Origin of the sequence: Flavobacterium sp. GT3P67, from assembly GCF_004349155.1 — a bacterium.
Taxonomy (GTDB): Bacteria; Bacteroidota; Bacteroidia; order Flavobacteriales; family Flavobacteriaceae; genus Flavobacterium; species Flavobacterium ranwuense.
Genome location: NZ_SMLF01000003.1, coordinates 234,205 through 250,442 on the forward strand (window position 1 = coordinate 234,205; position 16,238 = coordinate 250,442).

General features: G+C 33.8%; 11 protein-coding genes and 1 pseudogene. 11 read left to right on the forward strand and 1 reads right to left on the reverse strand.

The features are described 5' to 3' along the window. The first annotated feature begins 1 nt into the window (after nucleotide 1). From E0H99_RS07430 to E0H99_RS07455, 6 genes are all read left to right on the forward strand, one after another. Entirely contained in the window at nucleotides 2–1,069 is a 1,068-nt protein-coding gene (locus E0H99_RS07430; protein ID WP_131993205.1) for a glycosyltransferase, read from the forward strand. 2 nt (nucleotides 1,070–1,071) lie between these two features. Next, nucleotides 1,072–2,919 (forward strand): asparagine synthase (glutamine-hydrolyzing), encoded by a 1,848-nt coding sequence (gene asnB, locus E0H99_RS07435; protein ID WP_131993208.1) that lies wholly within the window; start codon nucleotides 1,072–1,074, stop codon nucleotides 2,917–2,919. 48 nt (nucleotides 2,920–2,967) lie between these two features. Continuing rightward, nucleotides 2,968–3,981 (forward strand): UDP-N-acetylmuramate dehydrogenase, encoded by a 1,014-nt coding sequence (gene murB / locus E0H99_RS07440; protein ID WP_131993211.1) that lies wholly within the window; start codon nucleotides 2,968–2,970, stop codon nucleotides 3,979–3,981. A 37-nt stretch (nucleotides 3,982–4,018) separates the two neighbouring features. Further along, entirely contained in the window at nucleotides 4,019–4,633 is a 615-nt protein-coding gene (locus E0H99_RS07445) for an FMN-binding negative transcriptional regulator (RefSeq protein ID WP_131993214.1), read from the forward strand. Between the two features lie 86 nt (nucleotides 4,634–4,719). Next, nucleotides 4,720–5,826, forward strand: coding sequence for a glycosyltransferase (locus E0H99_RS07450; protein ID WP_131993217.1), 1,107 nt, complete (start codon nucleotides 4,720–4,722; stop codon nucleotides 5,824–5,826). Then, nucleotides 5,817–6,368: an RNA polymerase sigma factor gene (locus E0H99_RS07455; RefSeq protein WP_131993220.1), complete on the forward strand. Its 552-nt coding sequence runs from the start codon at nucleotides 5,817–5,819 to the stop codon at nucleotides 6,366–6,368. Before E0H99_RS07450 ends, E0H99_RS07455 begins: the two co-directional genes overlap by 10 nt. Nucleotides 6,369–6,480: 112 nt before the next feature. Here E0H99_RS07455 and E0H99_RS07460 read toward each other — a convergent pair whose 3' ends face one another. Beyond that, on the reverse strand, nucleotides 6,481–7,233 hold the full coding sequence (locus tag E0H99_RS07460; protein ID WP_131993223.1) for a glycerophosphodiester phosphodiesterase: 753 nt from the start codon (nucleotides 7,231–7,233) through the stop codon (nucleotides 6,481–6,483). A 265-nt stretch (nucleotides 7,234–7,498) separates the two neighbouring features. Between E0H99_RS07460 and E0H99_RS07465 the strand changes: the two are divergent. The 5 genes and pseudogenes from E0H99_RS07465 to E0H99_RS07485 all read left to right on the forward strand — a co-directional run bounded on the left by E0H99_RS07465 (nucleotide 7,499) and on the right by E0H99_RS07485 (nucleotide 16,235). Continuing rightward, nucleotides 7,499–10,676: pseudogene (locus E0H99_RS07465) on the forward strand (carboxypeptidase regulatory-like domain-containing protein). A gap of 257 nt (nucleotides 10,677–10,933) precedes the next feature. Continuing rightward, on the forward strand, nucleotides 10,934–11,755 hold the full coding sequence (locus E0H99_RS07470) for an energy transducer TonB (RefSeq protein WP_131993226.1): 822 nt from the start codon (nucleotides 10,934–10,936) through the stop codon (nucleotides 11,753–11,755). 348 nt (nucleotides 11,756–12,103) lie between these two features. Further along, nucleotides 12,104–12,973 (forward strand): lipoyl synthase, encoded by an 870-nt coding sequence (gene lipA, locus E0H99_RS07475; RefSeq protein WP_131993229.1) that lies wholly within the window; start codon nucleotides 12,104–12,106, stop codon nucleotides 12,971–12,973. A 67-nt stretch (nucleotides 12,974–13,040) separates the two neighbouring features. Then, nucleotides 13,041–14,036, forward strand: a complete 996-nt coding sequence (gene gap / locus E0H99_RS07480) for a type I glyceraldehyde-3-phosphate dehydrogenase (protein WP_131993232.1) — start codon at nucleotides 13,041–13,043, stop codon at nucleotides 14,034–14,036. Nucleotides 14,037–14,066: 30 nt separating this feature from the next. Next, the gene (locus E0H99_RS07485) at nucleotides 14,067–16,235 is read left to right on the forward strand and encodes an ATP-binding protein (RefSeq protein ID WP_131993235.1); all 2,169 of its coding nucleotides are present in this window, start codon (nucleotides 14,067–14,069) and stop codon (nucleotides 16,233–16,235) included. Nucleotides 16,236–16,238 lie beyond the last annotated feature (3 nt).

A 16,238-nucleotide genomic window follows, 5' to 3' on the forward strand; every position in this document is an offset into this window, starting at 1 on the left:
GATGAAAAAAAAGAAAATTCTATTTCTAGGGGAGTCTTACAGAGCCGACGCCATCACTTGGATGAACGGCCTAAAGGAATTTGGTGATTTTGAAATTATTACTTGGGAATTAAAAACACCCAGTACTGGTATTTATAACCGAATTCTAAGGATTTTCGAATTTGAATTGGCCATTTTTAAAATCCGAAAAATAATAAAAGCCCAACAACCAGACATGGTAATTGCAGAGAGAACAACAAGTTACGGTTTTCTTGCTGCATTATCCGGTGCAAAACCTATTGCAATTGCTCAACAGGGTAGAACTGATTTATGGCCAGAAAAATCGATTTCATTACCATTAAAAAAAATCATTCAGAGTTATGCTTTCAAAAAAGCAGATTTAATTCATTCTTGGGGACCAGTGATGACTCTTTCTATGATGGAAGCTAATGTTGATATGAATAAAGTTTTGGTTTTACCAAAAGGAATTGATTTGGCAAAATTTGAAAATAAAAACAACGCCAATCCTGAAAAAATTTGCGCCATAGTCACTCGTTCTTTATTACCGGAATACCGTCATAATGTTATTTTAAAAGCATTTTCCGTTTTAAACCAAAAAGGACTAGATTTCGTACTTACCATTATAGGAGACGGAATTCAACTTTCTAAACTGAAAGATTTAGCAAAAGATTTAGGCATTGAAAACAAAGTCAACTTTACCGGAAGAATTCCAAATACAGCATTACCAAAACTATTGCAAGAATCTAACATTTACATCAGCATGCCAATAACCGAAGGTGTTTCGGCCTCATTATTTGAAGCAATGGCTACTAATTGTTATCCAATTGTAACCGATATTGCAGGAAATAAAAGTTGGATTAAACACCGCAAAAACGGACAATTGATTACTGCTGATGATTTTGAAATGCTTGCAGACGAATTAATCTGGGCATTTGAAAACAATAAACTTCGAAACGAAGCCGTTTTAAAAAATAGAATATTTGTAGAAAAAAATGCAGATTACAACATAAATATGAAAATCATTGCCAATAAATACCACGAATTAATCAACACAAATAGCCCCAATTAACTATGTGTGGAATTAATGGAATCTTGCATTTACAATTACAAAAAAAAGTTGACGAACGCGTTCTTACTAAGATGCGCGATTCGCTCGAGCATCGCGGTCCTGATGATAAAGGATTGTTCATAGAAAACAATATTGGTTTTGGACACAGAAGACTTTCAATTCTGGATGTTTCCATGTCCGGACACCAACCTTTCCTGTCTGAAGACGGAAGATATGTGCTGGTTTATAATGGTGAAATCTACAATTTTAAAGAATTTTATCCAGAGTTAAAAAACAATGGATTTGACATCAGAACTACTTCAGATACCGAGGTTTTGATGAAACTATTCCAATTGCATGGCTTAAAAATGCTCAATCGCCTCAACGGAATGTTTGCATTTGCTATTTGGGATAAATTAGAAAAAAAGCTAACCGTTGTTCGGGATAGAATGGGCGTTAAGCCTTTATATTATTCTTTTTACAATGAAACTTTTTATTTCGCATCCGAGCAAAAAGCGCTTTTCACGGCTGGAGTTCCTCTCAAAATTGCACAAGACGGACTGGAAGAATACATTTTTAACCGATTTGTTGCCGGTGAAAACACCTTATATCAAAACATAAAAAAAGTATTACCCGGACATATCATGACCATTCATGAAAGTGGAAAAGTAACCATTGAAAAGTGGTGGGACTTAAAAAAGGAAATTCAAAACCAGCCAAAAATCAAAAACCCTGTAGAATGGTTTCAGGAAACTTTTGATGACTCTGTAAAACTGAGGATGGTAAGTGACGTTCCAGTGGGTGTTCTATTGAGCGGCGGACTGGATTCTTCCTCGATTTTGGCCTCATTACACCACCAAAATTACAAAGACATACAAACCTTTAATATTGGTTTCAAAGAGAAAGAACATAACGAAGCACATTTGGCTAAAATGATGGCAGAGAAGTTCGATTATGGTTTTCAAACCATGCAATTAGAGCACAAAAACCTTTATGATAAATTAATCAGTTCTACATACTTTCAGGATGAACCGATCATGCATTTAAGTGAGCCTCACCTTTTAGCTGTTTCACAAATGGCAAAACCATCCGTAAAAGTGTTCCTTTCCGGTGAAGGGGCAGATGAATTAATGGGTGGTTATGTACGATACAAAGCCTTACAATATCCGTCTTTATTGAATTCTATTGCCACCATTGGAAATCTGGATGTTTTTACAAAACAACCGCGATATGAAAAGTTAACGCGTTATGCCCAAATCAATAAAAAATCTAATTTGGTTATTTTCAACGGCTCCAATATTTATCCCAATGATATTGCGGAAATTTTTGGAATTAATACGCCCCCAAAAAACGAATACAGGAAACAAATCTATAAAGAAGCAAAGTCATTGTATCCGAATAATTTACGCAGACAAGCACTTTATTTTGATCAACATACCTATTTATGCTCGCTTCTTGACAGAAACGACCGTTGCACAATGGGCGCTTCGATTGAATGCAGGGAACCATTTTTAGATCCAAGATTAATTGTTGGATTAGGATCATTGGAAGACAAATGGTTATTTGCAGGTAAAAAATGGAAATTCATTCTAAAAAAGGCTATGGAAAATCGTTTACCAGATGAAATTCTAAAATTCAGAAAATTAGGACTGAGTGCGCCTTGGGGTGATTACATCACAAAGAGTCCCGCTTTTAAAGACGAATTAGAATCATTTTCGAAAAGTGATTTATTTCAAATGTCTTATTTTCAACATATAAACATTCAAAAACTCGTTCAGAATTTACAAAAAGGCGACACCAGAATGACTCCTTATATTATGCCATTGTTTATGATGCATATCTGGATGAAAACGTATGCAACTAAATTTTAATCCTTACTTTTGGTGCGGAATAAAACAATTCAAAAAGCACTTTCTTTTATGGAAATAGTACCTAATTTCTCTTTAAAAAAACACAATACTTTTGGCATTGAAGCTAAAGCAAAACAGTTCGTTGCCGTGCATTCTGTACAGGATTTGTCAACTATTTTACAAGAGAATAAAGCACAGAAAAAATTTATTTTGGGTGGCGGAAGTAATATGCTTTTGACAAAAGATATTGACGCCCTCGTTATTCATATCGATTTGAAAGGCAAGAAAATTATTAAAGAAAATAATGATTTTGTTTGGGTCGAAAGTCAGGCTGGTGAAAACTGGCATGAATTTGTGCTTTGGACCATCGACCAAGATTTTGGTGGTTTAGAAAACATGTCCCTTATTCCGGGAAATGTAGGAACTACGCCGGTTCAAAATATTGGTGCTTATGGAACCGAAATCAAAGACACTTTTATTTCTTGTGAAGCAATGACGATAGAAAGTCAGGAAGTAAAAACCTTTACAAAGGAAGAATGTCATTTTGGATACCGAGAAAGCGTTTTCAAAAACGAAGTGAAAAATCAATACATTATTACATCGGTGGTTTTTAAATTGACAAAAACGAATCATAAAATCAACACTTCATACGGAGATATTTCGGCTGAATTAGCCAAAAATAGCATCACTAATCCTACTTTAAAGGACGTTAGTAATGCCGTTATTGCCATTCGACAAAGCAAATTGCCCGATCCCAAAGAACTGGGAAACAGTGGTAGTTTCTTTAAAAATCCAATTCTACTGAAATCGGATTTCGAAAAAATTCATCAGCAATTTCCTGAAATGAAATATTTCGATATTTCTGAAACCGAAGTAAAAGTTCCTGCAGGCTGGTTAATTGAACAGGCTGGTTTTAAAGGAAAACGTTTTGGTGATGCCGGAATTCATAAAAATCAAGCTTTGGTTTTAGTGAATTATGGTAACGCAACCGGTCAGGAAATTTTGAATGTTTCAAAGGATATTCAGGAGACAATTTTTAAAACGTTTGGTATTCATATTGAAGCCGAAGTAAATGTGATATAATCAGGTTACACTATTTGGAAATAATAAACAGTAAAACATGTATACTCCAGAAATCTACAAAAACGAAAATAAAGAAGAAATCAAAAAATTTCTGCAAGAGAATAGTTTTGGTATTCTAATCAATCAAACCAAAGGAAAATTGTGCGCAACACATATTCCTTTGGAACTGGAAACCAATGAAGAAGGCAAAGACATTTTATACGGGCACATTTCAAAAGAAAACCCACAATGGAATGGTTTTATAGATGACGACCAAATTTTAGCAGTGTTTTCAGGACCTCACAGTTATATTTCTTCCTCTTGGTACGACCATGAAAATGTCCCAACATGGAACTATATTGCTGTTCATGTGTACGGAAAAATAAAAATTATCGAAGGAGAAGCCGTCATCGAATCGTTAAGAAAACTAGTCGATAAGTACGAACAAAACTCTGAAAATCCTGTTCGCATAGAAGATTTATCTAAAAAAACTATGATGCAATCTCGTGGTATTGTAGCATTTGAAATTGAAATAACCGAAATCCAAGCCACGAAAAAAATATCTCAAAACAGGGACGAAAAAAATTATCTAAACATCATTTCCGAGTTAGAAAAAACCAATTCAAATCAGTCCATTGCTATTGCAAATGAGATGAAGAAATGTCCAATATAAATTCTTTCAAAATTCACAGATTGTGTTTAACAATTCATAATTCTATTCATACCTTTGCACTCGATTTAAAAACTCATTAAACTCAGATGCTTATACTAATTCTTTACTTTTTTATTTTTATTGTTGTAGTTCAAATTTCGTATTATCTAGGTGTTTTTGGAAAATTTGCTTTCGCTAAAGCGCAGAAAATAACCCCGAAAAGAATTCCAATTTCGGTTATTGTTTGTGCCAAAAACGAAGAAGAAAATGTTGTTAATTTTATTCCTCTACTTGCGGAACAAAACTATCCTGATTTTGAAATTGTTCTGATTGACGATGCTTCAAGTGATACTACTCTGGCTATTTTTGAAGGTTTTGAAAAGCAATATCCAAATGTTCGCTTGGTAAAAGTGGAGAACAACGAAGCTTTTTGGGGAAACAAAAAATATGCATTGACTTTAGGAATAAAAGCCGCTAAAAAAGAGTATTTATTATTCACGGATGCGGATTGTTACCCAACTTCAAAAGAATGGATAACGGCTATGAGCTCTCAATTTACGATGCAAAAAACAATTGTTTTGGGTTATGGTAAGTATGAAAAAATTGCTAATTCATTTCTGAATAAAATAATCCGTTTTGAAACTTTACTGACGGCAATTCAATATTTTTCATGGGCAAAAATTGGACATCCGTATATGGGTGTAGGAAGAAATCTAGCGTATAAAAAGGAAGAATTTTTTAATGTAAATGGTTTCATCGAGCACATGCAAATTCGTTCTGGAGACGATGATTTATTTGTAAACCAAGCTGCAAAAGCTAAAAATACAACTATCGCCTACACACCGGAAAGTTTTACACTTTCTAAACCAAAAACGACATATAAAGACTGGCTGATACAAAAAAGAAGGCATGTTGCTACGGCAAACTATTATAAATCTATCGATAAATTACAATTAGGTGCGTTCTATTGTTCACAATTACTGTTTATTTTATTGCCCATTCTGTTATTAGCTTTTCAATTCCAATGGATATTAGTTTTAAGTTTAATAGCATTACGCTATCTTGTGGCATGGATTGTGGTAGGATTTTCGGCAGCAAAACTTAAAGAAAATGATATTAAATTCTGGTTCCCTATCGTTGAGATAGTACTTATCTTCACACAAATCAATATCTTTATAACAAATATATTCTCAAAACCGGTACATTGGAAATAAACAAACAAATAGAAAAAGCAAAACAAGGCGATCAGGTTGCCTTTACTTTTCTATTGAATTATTATTGGAATGAAGTGTATGGTTTTATGCTAAAACGTACCGAAAACGAAACCAATGCAGAGGATATTACCATCGAAACGTTCTCGAAAGCGTTCGATAAAATAGCCACTTACAACTCGGAATTCCAGTTTAACACGTGGCTTATTGCAATTGCAAAAAATGTACACATCGATTTATTACGAAAAAAAAAATCAAGTCTTTTTGTTGAAATTACCGATGAACAAGACCAGCAAGCCTACAATATTGCCGACACTACTCCATCTGCGGAAGATGAATTGATTACCGAACAAAACCTTTCTCGATTACTACAATTCATCAAAGAATTAAAACCACATTACCAAGAAGTCATCCAATTACGCTATTTTCAGGAAATGAGTTACCAGGAAATTGCCAATAAAATAGATGAACCTTTGAGTAATGTGAAAATTAAATTGCTTCGCGCCAAGAAATTATTGGCAGAAATCATTCAGAATAAAAGGTAACTTTCATTTTAATAAATCAGCTTACATTCTTAATCATCTAAAAACAAAAAAGTGATCTAAATTAATTTTAGACCACTTTCCTATATCAAAAGTAATTCCTGATACCTAAAAATTATCTTATTATTCTTTCCGGATAATCAGTAATAATTCCGCTAACTTTAAGTTCTTGTAAATTCTTAATATCTACGGGTTCATTCACAGTCCAAGGATAGATTTTAAAATTATTAGCTTTCATTACCGCAACATTTTCAGCTGTTAAGGTTTTATAATACGGATTTATTGCCTGAGCTTTAAGCTCTTTTCCTGTTTTAATAATAGTCTCAATAGGATCTTTATAGGTTAGTAATCCAATAGTTATTTCATTACTTAAAGACCTCATTTTTTGCAATTCCGCTACTCGAAAACTAGAAATAAAGAAGTCTTTATTTCTCCATCCTTTTTTCTTATATTCTTCTATTATTCTATACGTATCCGTTGCTGTGTTTGCACCTTTCAATTCAATATTAAGTACTACTTTTTTATCTATAGTCTCAATAACTTCTTGCAAAGTTGGGATTTGATGTTTCCCGGCAACCAAAACTTTTCTTAATTCTTCAAAAGTATATTCTTCGATCTTCCCTTTTGCGTTTGTGATTCGATCCAAATCATCATCATGAAAAACAACCATTTCACCCGTTTTGATTTTAAAAACGTCTATTTCTAACATATCTGCTTTTAATTCGAGTCCTTTTTCTATTGATGCTAGAGTATTTTCTGTGGCATGCCCCATTGCTCCTCTGTGCCCACAAACCACAAATTTATTTGAAGTACAGTTTGAAAATAATAAGGCTAATGATAATGCCAGTAGTAGTTTAGTAAATTTCATAATTTTCATTTAAGTTTTTGAGGTAAAATTAGCTTTTACGACAGGCTCAAATATTAAGAAAGAATTAAATTAAGAACATTTTACCTATCGAAATGGGATGATTTTAGTGATGAATCGGTTAACAATACCTTAAAAAATCTTCCTTTCAGGCTTCCTTTTTAGGTTTTCATTAACATAAAAGTATTCTAGTGTTATTGTTAAAATAACAGCCATTTTTCAATTAGTCAATTCCTTTGTCGGCACTAAAAAACAAAAAAAAGTATTCATGAAACAACTCAAATTATTTTTATTTACGATTGTGCTAACAGTTTTTGTCGGTAATAAAAATTTTGCCCAAACTACTCAAGCCTCTATATCAGGTATCGTTTTAGGCAATAATTCAGAACCTATTAAAGATGCAATGGTTCAAATTCGAAATGAATCAACTGGATTTAAAACCAACTCATTGTCTAATTTTAAAGGTGTTTTTACTTTCAAAGAACTCCCGTTAGGCGGACCTTACACCATTAGCGTTAAGGCTTCAGGTTTCGGAGAACAACAGCGCTCCGGCTACTCTTTAAATCAAGGTGATTTAATAAATATCGAAATACTAATGCAGGACGACATTCAAAATTTAGAAGTTGTCGAAGTAGTAGGTCGAGGTTTAAAGAACAAAACAGGGAACTTAGGAGCTGCAACAGCTGTGACTGCAAAACTTATCAATGCGTTGCCGGTAAACGGAAGAAATTTTACCAGCTTAATGGATTTATCGCCTTTGAGCAGAGGAGGAAATATTTCAGGACAATTAGCCTCATCCACTAATTACACACTGGACGGAATGAATGCCAAAAATCCAACTTCGGCAGGATCAACAACCAGCCGAAGCGGAGCTCCATACTCGATATCTATAGAAGCAGTAAGAGAGTTTAAAGTTGTTACCAATCAATATGATGTAGGCTACGGTCGAAGTGGTGGCGGAACAGTAAGTGCCGTGACTAAATCAGGAACAAATGATTTTACAGGAAGTATGTTTGCCTATAATCGAGCAGACTGGTTATCCAGCCCTTACGATATTAGAGGAAATAGACGTCAAAATGATTTTTCTACGTCCCAATATGGTTTCACTTTTGGTGGACCAATCATTAAAGATAAATTACATTTTTTTGTAGCTTGGGATCACCAACAAGATTTGCGTCCATTAATCATCGCTGATGTTCAATCGGCGGAAGACGAATTACGTTTTAATGTTACAAGAGCTACATTAGACAATTTTGTGACTATAGCCCGAAATAAATATGGAGTTTCCAATTCTCCACAATACGGAACTTTTGATAAAAAGCGTAATTCGGATGCCGCTTTCGCTCGTATCGATTGGCAAATTAACAGTAATAATTTATTGACTGTTCGTAATAATTTTACTTATGACAATAATAAATTAGGGCTACAGGATAACACGACCATCAATTTATATGAATCATTTGGTGACGATTTAAATGTTGACAACAGTATTTTTGGCTTCTTTACGAACTAAAGTAAATGCAAGAGTTACGAATGAATTGAAAGTACAGCATTTATATACCTTTCAGGACAGTAATCCGGGAGACCAATTGCCTTCCTATAATATTCCACGCGCTATTGTAGAAAATGTTGCTTCAACTATTAATGGGGCAGTAAGAACTACGAATATCCAAATTGGCGGACATCGATTTGCACAAGAAAAATTCACCAATAATGTTTTTCAAATTGTAGATAATTTATACTTTAACACGGATAAAGTTAAATATACTTTTGGTTTTGATTTAATGCAAACCAATTCAAAATCTTTATATGGCAGCGAAGTAAATGGTCGTTTCCATTTCAATAATGTTGCTAATTTTGACAACTTAACGCCTTATCGTTATTACAGGGAAGTACCTTTGGTAGCGGATCCTACCGTAACTTCAAATATATTAAACGCTGGAATTTATGGTCAGTTACAAACCAAAATTGCATTGGGATTAGACCTGACTTTAGGGTTACGATTTGATTATGCTAAATATCCGACAGCAACATTCAATCAATTAGTTTTTGATGAATTAGCCATTCGTACGGACAATAAACTTCAGTCAGCTATTCTTCAACCGAGAGTACAATTGTCTTGGGATGTAAATGAAGACCACAAAGATTATATTCGCTTAGGTGCTGGAATTTTTGCATCCGATTTAAATAACTATGCGGTTATCAATAATTTATATTTTGATGGAAATCATACGGCTACAGTGGATGTAAGATCACCAAATGTTCCTATGCCAAATTTCATTGATTATCGAAATAATTATGCCAGTATTCCAACTTTGGATGCGTTTCAATTACCTACTATTAATTTCACAGGAACAGATGCTAAAGTACCGGTAGTCTATAAAGCTAACCTATCTTACTCCCATTTCTTCACTGATAAATTGAAAGCAGGAATAGCGGGTTATGCAACTCTAGGACGTAACAACTATGTTTATGTAGATCGAAATATGGTAGCTAATCCATTTTTTACTTTGGCCAATGAAGGAAATCGTGGAGTGTATGTTCCCGCTAGTTCAATGCCTGCAAATGGCGCTGGAGATTGGATGCAAGGACGTATTAGCAATAAATTAGGACGTGTATTAGAATTAAATAGTGAGGGAAAAGTCAATCAATTTGCAATGGTGGTAGATGTTACGTATCGTTATTTTAAAGATGGTGAAATATCTGCCAGCTATACCTTGAATGACACAAAGGACAATACTTCATTTAATGGAAACGTTGCCAACACAGCAACTTTAGTTTTACCGGTAGAAGATGACCCGAGAGACTTGAGCAAAATGAGTTATTCTGACAATCATTTCCGTCATAAAGTGGTGTTTTATGGAACATTGCCTACTTTTTATGGTATCAGTGTTGGTGTTCGTTATTCTGGCATCGGTGGTACACGCTACAGCTTGCTTTCAGGAGGAAATACAAATGCCGATTTTGTCTCAGCTTCAAATGACTTAGCTTATATTTTTGACATCAATAACCCTGCTGTTGCTCAAAATATAAAAACGGGATTACAAACCATACTTAATAACCCTGCTGCCAGCCAAAGTTTGAAGGATTATATCAATAAATACTCTGGCAAATTAGCCGAAAGAAACGGGGGAATAAATGAGTTTTATGGTCTTGTTGATGTTAGAATCAGTAAAAAAATTGCAATAGACAAAAAACAATTCCTAGAATTTACGGCTGACATATTTAATGTTGCCAATTTATTAAATAAAGAATGGGGTGTAAACAAATCCCTTGGTAGTCAATCATTGTATGCTTTAGGCACACCCGCATCAGGAACAACAGCTGCAGTTCCGGGATTTGACAGTACTAGACAACAATTTAATTACAGAGTAAACAATGCCGGACTTCCTTCGCTTTCAGGAAATCCGTTTCAAATACAAATAGGATTTAAATATGCTTTTTAAATCCTATTAAATAAATCATTTAATACAATAGCAAAGCGCATTCATTGATTTGAATGCGCTTTGCTATTGTATTAATTCAAATTTAAGAATTAACAGCGTAAATTAATTAACGTTATAGTTAAATAAATAAACATAAAACTAATAAAATCAAAAATAATTATTAAATTTATATACTAAAATTCTTATTTTACACGTTATAAAATAAAAACAACTCTGCTTATGATTTAATTACTACTTAACCATTAAATCCATAAATTATGTCAAAACTAAGCATTTACGATACCGGCTGGATTAACCTTGTTTTCCAAGACCGAAATAAAGAATATGGAGCGTATCAATTGCGCAAGGAAAGTACTAAAACTTCATTAATGGCACTTTTTATGGGTGTATTATTTTTATCCGCAGCTTTAAGTATTCCGGTAATCATTAACTATTTTAATCCCAATAAAAGTATCACAATAGATATTCCTGAACTTACAAATACTGTCGTCCAACTTACAGACATAATTCCGAATCAGCTTGAAGAAAAAAAGACTCTTCCTCAGATAAAAACCAAAGATGTTGATGTCCCCATCAAAAGCGCTCAACTTGTTAATCCTATAATTGTTCAGGCTTCACAAGCAAATCAGGACATTGCAAAAAACACCGACAATACAAATATTACAAATACCTCTTCAGAAGGAACCGGAACTGTTGGTATAAACCCAACTTCTACTTCAGGAACTGGAACTGAAACCGTAACACCTGTTGATCTGGGAAACACTATTGTAAATAGCGTTGCTCTGGATAAACTTCCTGAATTCCCCGGTGGAATCAATAAGTTCTATAATTATGTGGGCACTAATTTTGAAAAACAAGAAATAGAAGGTAGTGGTTCGATTCGAGTATATGTTTCTTTTGTAATTGAAAGAGACGGAAGCATGACTGATATTCAAGTAAAAAGAGATCCAGGTTATGGCTTGGGGAAAGAAGCCATTCGAGTTTTGAAATCCTTGAAAACGAAATGGTCTCCAGGAATGATTGACGGAAAAGCAGTGCGAACCGCCTATAATCTTCCCATTACGGTGCAGATGAATTAAATAAAAAAAGAAAAGCTTTAATTAATTTTGAAGCTTTTTTCATACCCACATTATTTTTTTTATCATTTTTTCATAAACCACCAAAAAGCCCTAAACTAGCCCTGATTACTTCACAAAACTTTTATTTAATTTAGGAGTTAAGTGAATTACATTTGTAGTGGTATCCCACGCTGTCATTGCGAGAAACGAAGCAATCAGCGTGGATATAACGGAAAGCAAGACAACTATTCCATAAAAACAACCAAATATTGTGCTCCTACTGCATCCATTTCTCTTTCTTCAAATAAACATATAAACGAATCCACAAATAAACTACATTCATTATCTTTGTGCTTTGAAAATTGATATATGGAAACTGTTTTAGAAAATACTTTACCTACAGGAAAACCGAAATGGTTGAAGGTAAAACTCCCAATAGGCCAAAAATATACGGAGCTTCGCAGCTTAGTAGACAAATATAGTTTGAACACGATTTGTACTTCGGGAAGTTGCCCAAATATGGGTGAATGCTGGGGCGAAGGGACGGCTACATTTATGATTTTAGGAAATGTGTGTACGCGTTCTTGTGGTTTTTGTGGTGTAAAAACTGGAAGACCAGAAACTGTAGATTGGGATGAGCCGGAAAAAGTCGCGCGTTCTATCAAAATTATGAAAATCAAACATGCCGTTGTGACTAGTGTTGACAGAGATGATTTGAAAGATGGTGGGTCAATTATTTGGATTGAAACCGTGAAAGCCATTCGCAGAATGAACCCAAACACAACACTGGAAACGTTGATTCCGGATTTTCAAGGTATCGAAAGAAATATTGACCGTATCGTGGAAGCGAATCCTGAAGTGGTTTCGCATAATGTGGAAACGGTTCGCAGATTGACACGTGAAGTACGTATTCAGGCAAAATACGACCGAAGTCTGGAAGTATTACGCTACTTGAAAGAAAAAGGAATTAACAGAACAAAGTCGGGAATTATGTTGGGTCTTGGCGAGCAAGAAGAGGAAGTGTATCAAACGATGCGAGATTTGCGTGAAGCCAATGTTGATATTGTTACGATAGGTCAATACTTGCAACCGAGTAAAAAACACTTGCCAGTAAAGGAATTTATAACGCCGGAACAATTTGCAAAATACGAGCAGTTTGGTTTAGAATTAGGTTTCCGTCATGTAGAAAGCGGACCGTTAGTTCGTTCCTCTTACAAAGCACAAAAACATATTTTATAAATAGTTTATTTGTTTATTTGTTTAATCGGTTAACCAAATAAACGAATAAACGAATAAACGAATACATTTGAAAACAAGAATTGCCATAAATGGTTTTGGAAGAATCGGCAGGAATTTATTCCGATTACTTTTGAACCATCCTTCAATAGAAGTTGTAGCCATAAATGATATTGCTGATAAAAAAACAATGGCACATTTAGTGAAATACGACAGTATTCACGGTGTTTTACCATTTGTGGTCAGTGATGATGAAAAAGGAATTCTGGTAGATGGAAAGCATTTTTTATTTTTTCACGAAAAAAGCATTTCAAACCTGGATTGGAAAAGTATAGACATTGATTACGTTGTGGAATCAACTGGCAAGTACAAGACTTTTGAAGAACTAAATTCCCATATTATTGCTGGCGCCAAAAAAGTGATTCTTTCTGCACCATCAGAAGTTGACACTATAAAAACGGTAGTTTTGGGTGTAAATGATTTTATTCTTGATGGTACAGAAACCATTATTTCGAATGCTAGCTGCACTACAAATAATGCTGCACCGATGATTAAAGTAATCAATGACCTTTGTGGCATAGAGCAAGCCTACATCACCACCATTCACTCCTATACGACGGACCAAAGTTTACACGATCAACCCCATAAAGATTTACGTCGCGCTCGCGGGGCGAGTCAATCTATTGTACCTACAACAACTGGAGCGGCAAAAGCATTGACAAAAATATTCCCTGAGTTTGAAGGTAAAATTGGCGGTTGTGGCATACGAGTACCCGTTCCTGATGGCTCTTTGACTGATATTACTTTCAATGTAAAACGTGCGGTTACCATAAATGAGATCAACGCTGCCTTCAAAGTTGCCGCACAAACTACTTTGAAAGGCATTTTGGATTATACCGAAGACCCGATTGTATCTGTAGATGTGATTGGCAATAAAAATTCATGTATATTTGATGCTCAACTCACTTCTGTTATTGATAAAATGGTAAAAGTGGTAGGATGGTATGACAATGAAATTGGTTATTCCTCTAGAATAATTGATTTGATTCATTTAACAAAAAAATAAAAATAACCCACAGAAAAAATTCAGTTACAAATGAAATATTTTTTTGTTTTTATTGTTTTTTTTTACTCCTCACTCTATTCTCAACCTAATGAGGATATAGATAGCACTGCCTATTACAGCCGTTTGAGTAACTCCAATATTCAAACTAATAATTATAAAGAAGCGTTATTGTATAGTCAAAAAGCAATACGTTATGCTACAAAAAACAAAAACACTAAAGACCAGGCGCAACAGACCTTCAACCTTGGTAAAATTTATTTTGACTTAAAAAAATACGATGATGCCATAGAAACTTTATTGAAAAGTGCTGCATTATTTTCGAATTTTGAGCTAAACTCTGAACGTTCTACAACGTACTATTATATTGGCTTATGCTACATGCAAAAGGAAAATTATAATAGAGCTTCAATATATTTCGAGAGAGCCAAATCCATTAATGATAAATTAAGAATTCCTGATTCTGCTGAATTATTTAACCTCCAAAGAGGGCTAATTTACAAATCAAAGAATAAATTAGATTTAGCATTATCCGTTTTTAAAATTATAATTGCAAAACCTGACAGTCCAGCTTTGTTAAATACTAAAGCAGAAGCTTTGTATCAAATAGGTGGAATTGAAGCCAGCAGAAATAGAAATAATCTGGCGTTAAACTATCTCAATAAAGCATTAGAATTAAACAGTAAAACCGAAAATCTAGAACAAAGATCAGATATTTTACTTGCCTTAAGTGATGTTCATGAAAAAACATTAGACAAAAATAACGCGTATTCCTATTTGAAACAACATCTTAATTTGGAAGAGCGGATAGCAATTTTTAACAACGAAAGGCTAGGAATTGATGATTATGATAAATTCAAAGAATCTGAAAAATTAAAAGAAATTGCACAAACCAATTATGAAAACAAAGAGCAGGAAAAAGCTAATAAATTTTCGAAACTGATCAGTATTTTTGCAATTGCCTTAATTTCAATTTTATCTTTATTAAGTCTATCCTTGTACAAAAATAATATCATTAGAAATCAATCTAATTTACTGTTAAAAGAAAAAAATAAAGAATTAGAAATTGCCAAAAATAAAGCAGAAAAAGCTTCTAATGCAAGATCCGAATTTTTATCAACCGTAAGCCATGAGCTTCGCACACCTTTGAATGCCATCAATGGCATCACTCATTTATTATTGGAAGAAAAACCAAAAAAATCGCAAATGAACTATTTGTCGTCATTGAAATTTTCAGGAGATTATCTGACAAAATTTATAAATGAAATTCTGGAAATAAATAAAATTGATTCAAATAAAGTTGAAATCGAATACATTAATTTCAACCTTAAACAATTATTAGAGAACATACAGAACTCTTTAAAAGAATTGGCTTCAGTAAACAACAACACCTTTGAACTTGAAATTGATGCTGGTATTCCTGATTATTTGCTTGGTGATCCTACAAAATTGTCGCAGATAATGTTGAATTTAATTAACAATGCGCTAAAGTTCACAAAAAATGGTTCTGTAAATGTAATCACTAAACTAGCTTCAATTACGGATGAAAAAGCTACTTTATATTTTGAAGTAACCGATACAGGGATTGGAATTCCTGAAGACAAATTAAAAACCATTTTTGATAGTTTCTCCCAAGGCTCCATAGAAGTGAATCGCAAATATGGCGGAACCGGGTTAGGATTGACTATTGTAAAAAAACTAATTAAAATTCTTGGCGGACATATAAAGCTTAAAAGTGTCGTGGGAGAAGGCTCCTCATTTTCATTTAACCTAGAATTCAAAATAAGTGTACAGCAGGAAACACAAATGGAGAAAAAACCAAAAATAAACTACGATTCTAAATTAGTAAACAAAAAAATACTATTGGTTGAGGATAATAAAATCAATCAAATGATTACCAAAAAAATGCTGGATAATAAAGGAATAATCTGCGAAATAATTGACAACGGTGAGGAGGCAATCGATTTATTAAAAACGAATACATTTGACTTAGTTCTTATGGATGTTCACTTACCCGGCATAAACGGAACAATTGCAACAGAAACGATACGAACATTTGATACCACTACACCTATCATTGCTCTTACCGCAATTTCATTGCATGAAAACCGCGAAATGCTTTTATCGTTTGGAATGAATGAAGTAATCACCAAACCATTTGTCCCAGAGGAATTTTATAGTATAATCGCTGAATATATTTAGATC

Coding starts and splice junctions, on each gene's coding strand:
- E0H99_RS07460 (WP_131993223.1), bottom strand. CDS start 7,233: ATGAAATTTACTAAACTACTACTGGCATTATCATTAGCCTTATTATTT.
- E0H99_RS07470 (WP_131993226.1), top strand. CDS start 10,934: ATGTCAAAACTAAGCATTTACGATACCGGCTGGATTAACCTTGTTTTC.
- E0H99_RS07485 (WP_131993235.1), top strand. CDS start 14,067: ATGAAATATTTTTTTGTTTTTATTGTTTTTTTTTACTCCTCACTCTAT.
- E0H99_RS07450 (WP_131993217.1), top strand. CDS start 4,720: ATGCTTATACTAATTCTTTACTTTTTTATTTTTATTGTTGTAGTTCAA.
- lipA (WP_131993229.1), top strand. CDS start 12,104: ATGGAAACTGTTTTAGAAAATACTTTACCTACAGGAAAACCGAAATGG.
- E0H99_RS07430 (WP_131993205.1), top strand. CDS start 2: ATGAAAAAAAAGAAAATTCTATTTCTAGGGGAGTCTTACAGAGCCGAC.
- murB (WP_131993211.1), top strand. CDS start 2,968: ATGGAAATAGTACCTAATTTCTCTTTAAAAAAACACAATACTTTTGGC.
- E0H99_RS07445 (WP_131993214.1), top strand. CDS start 4,019: ATGTATACTCCAGAAATCTACAAAAACGAAAATAAAGAAGAAATCAAA.
- asnB (WP_131993208.1), top strand. CDS start 1,072: ATGTGTGGAATTAATGGAATCTTGCATTTACAATTACAAAAAAAAGTT.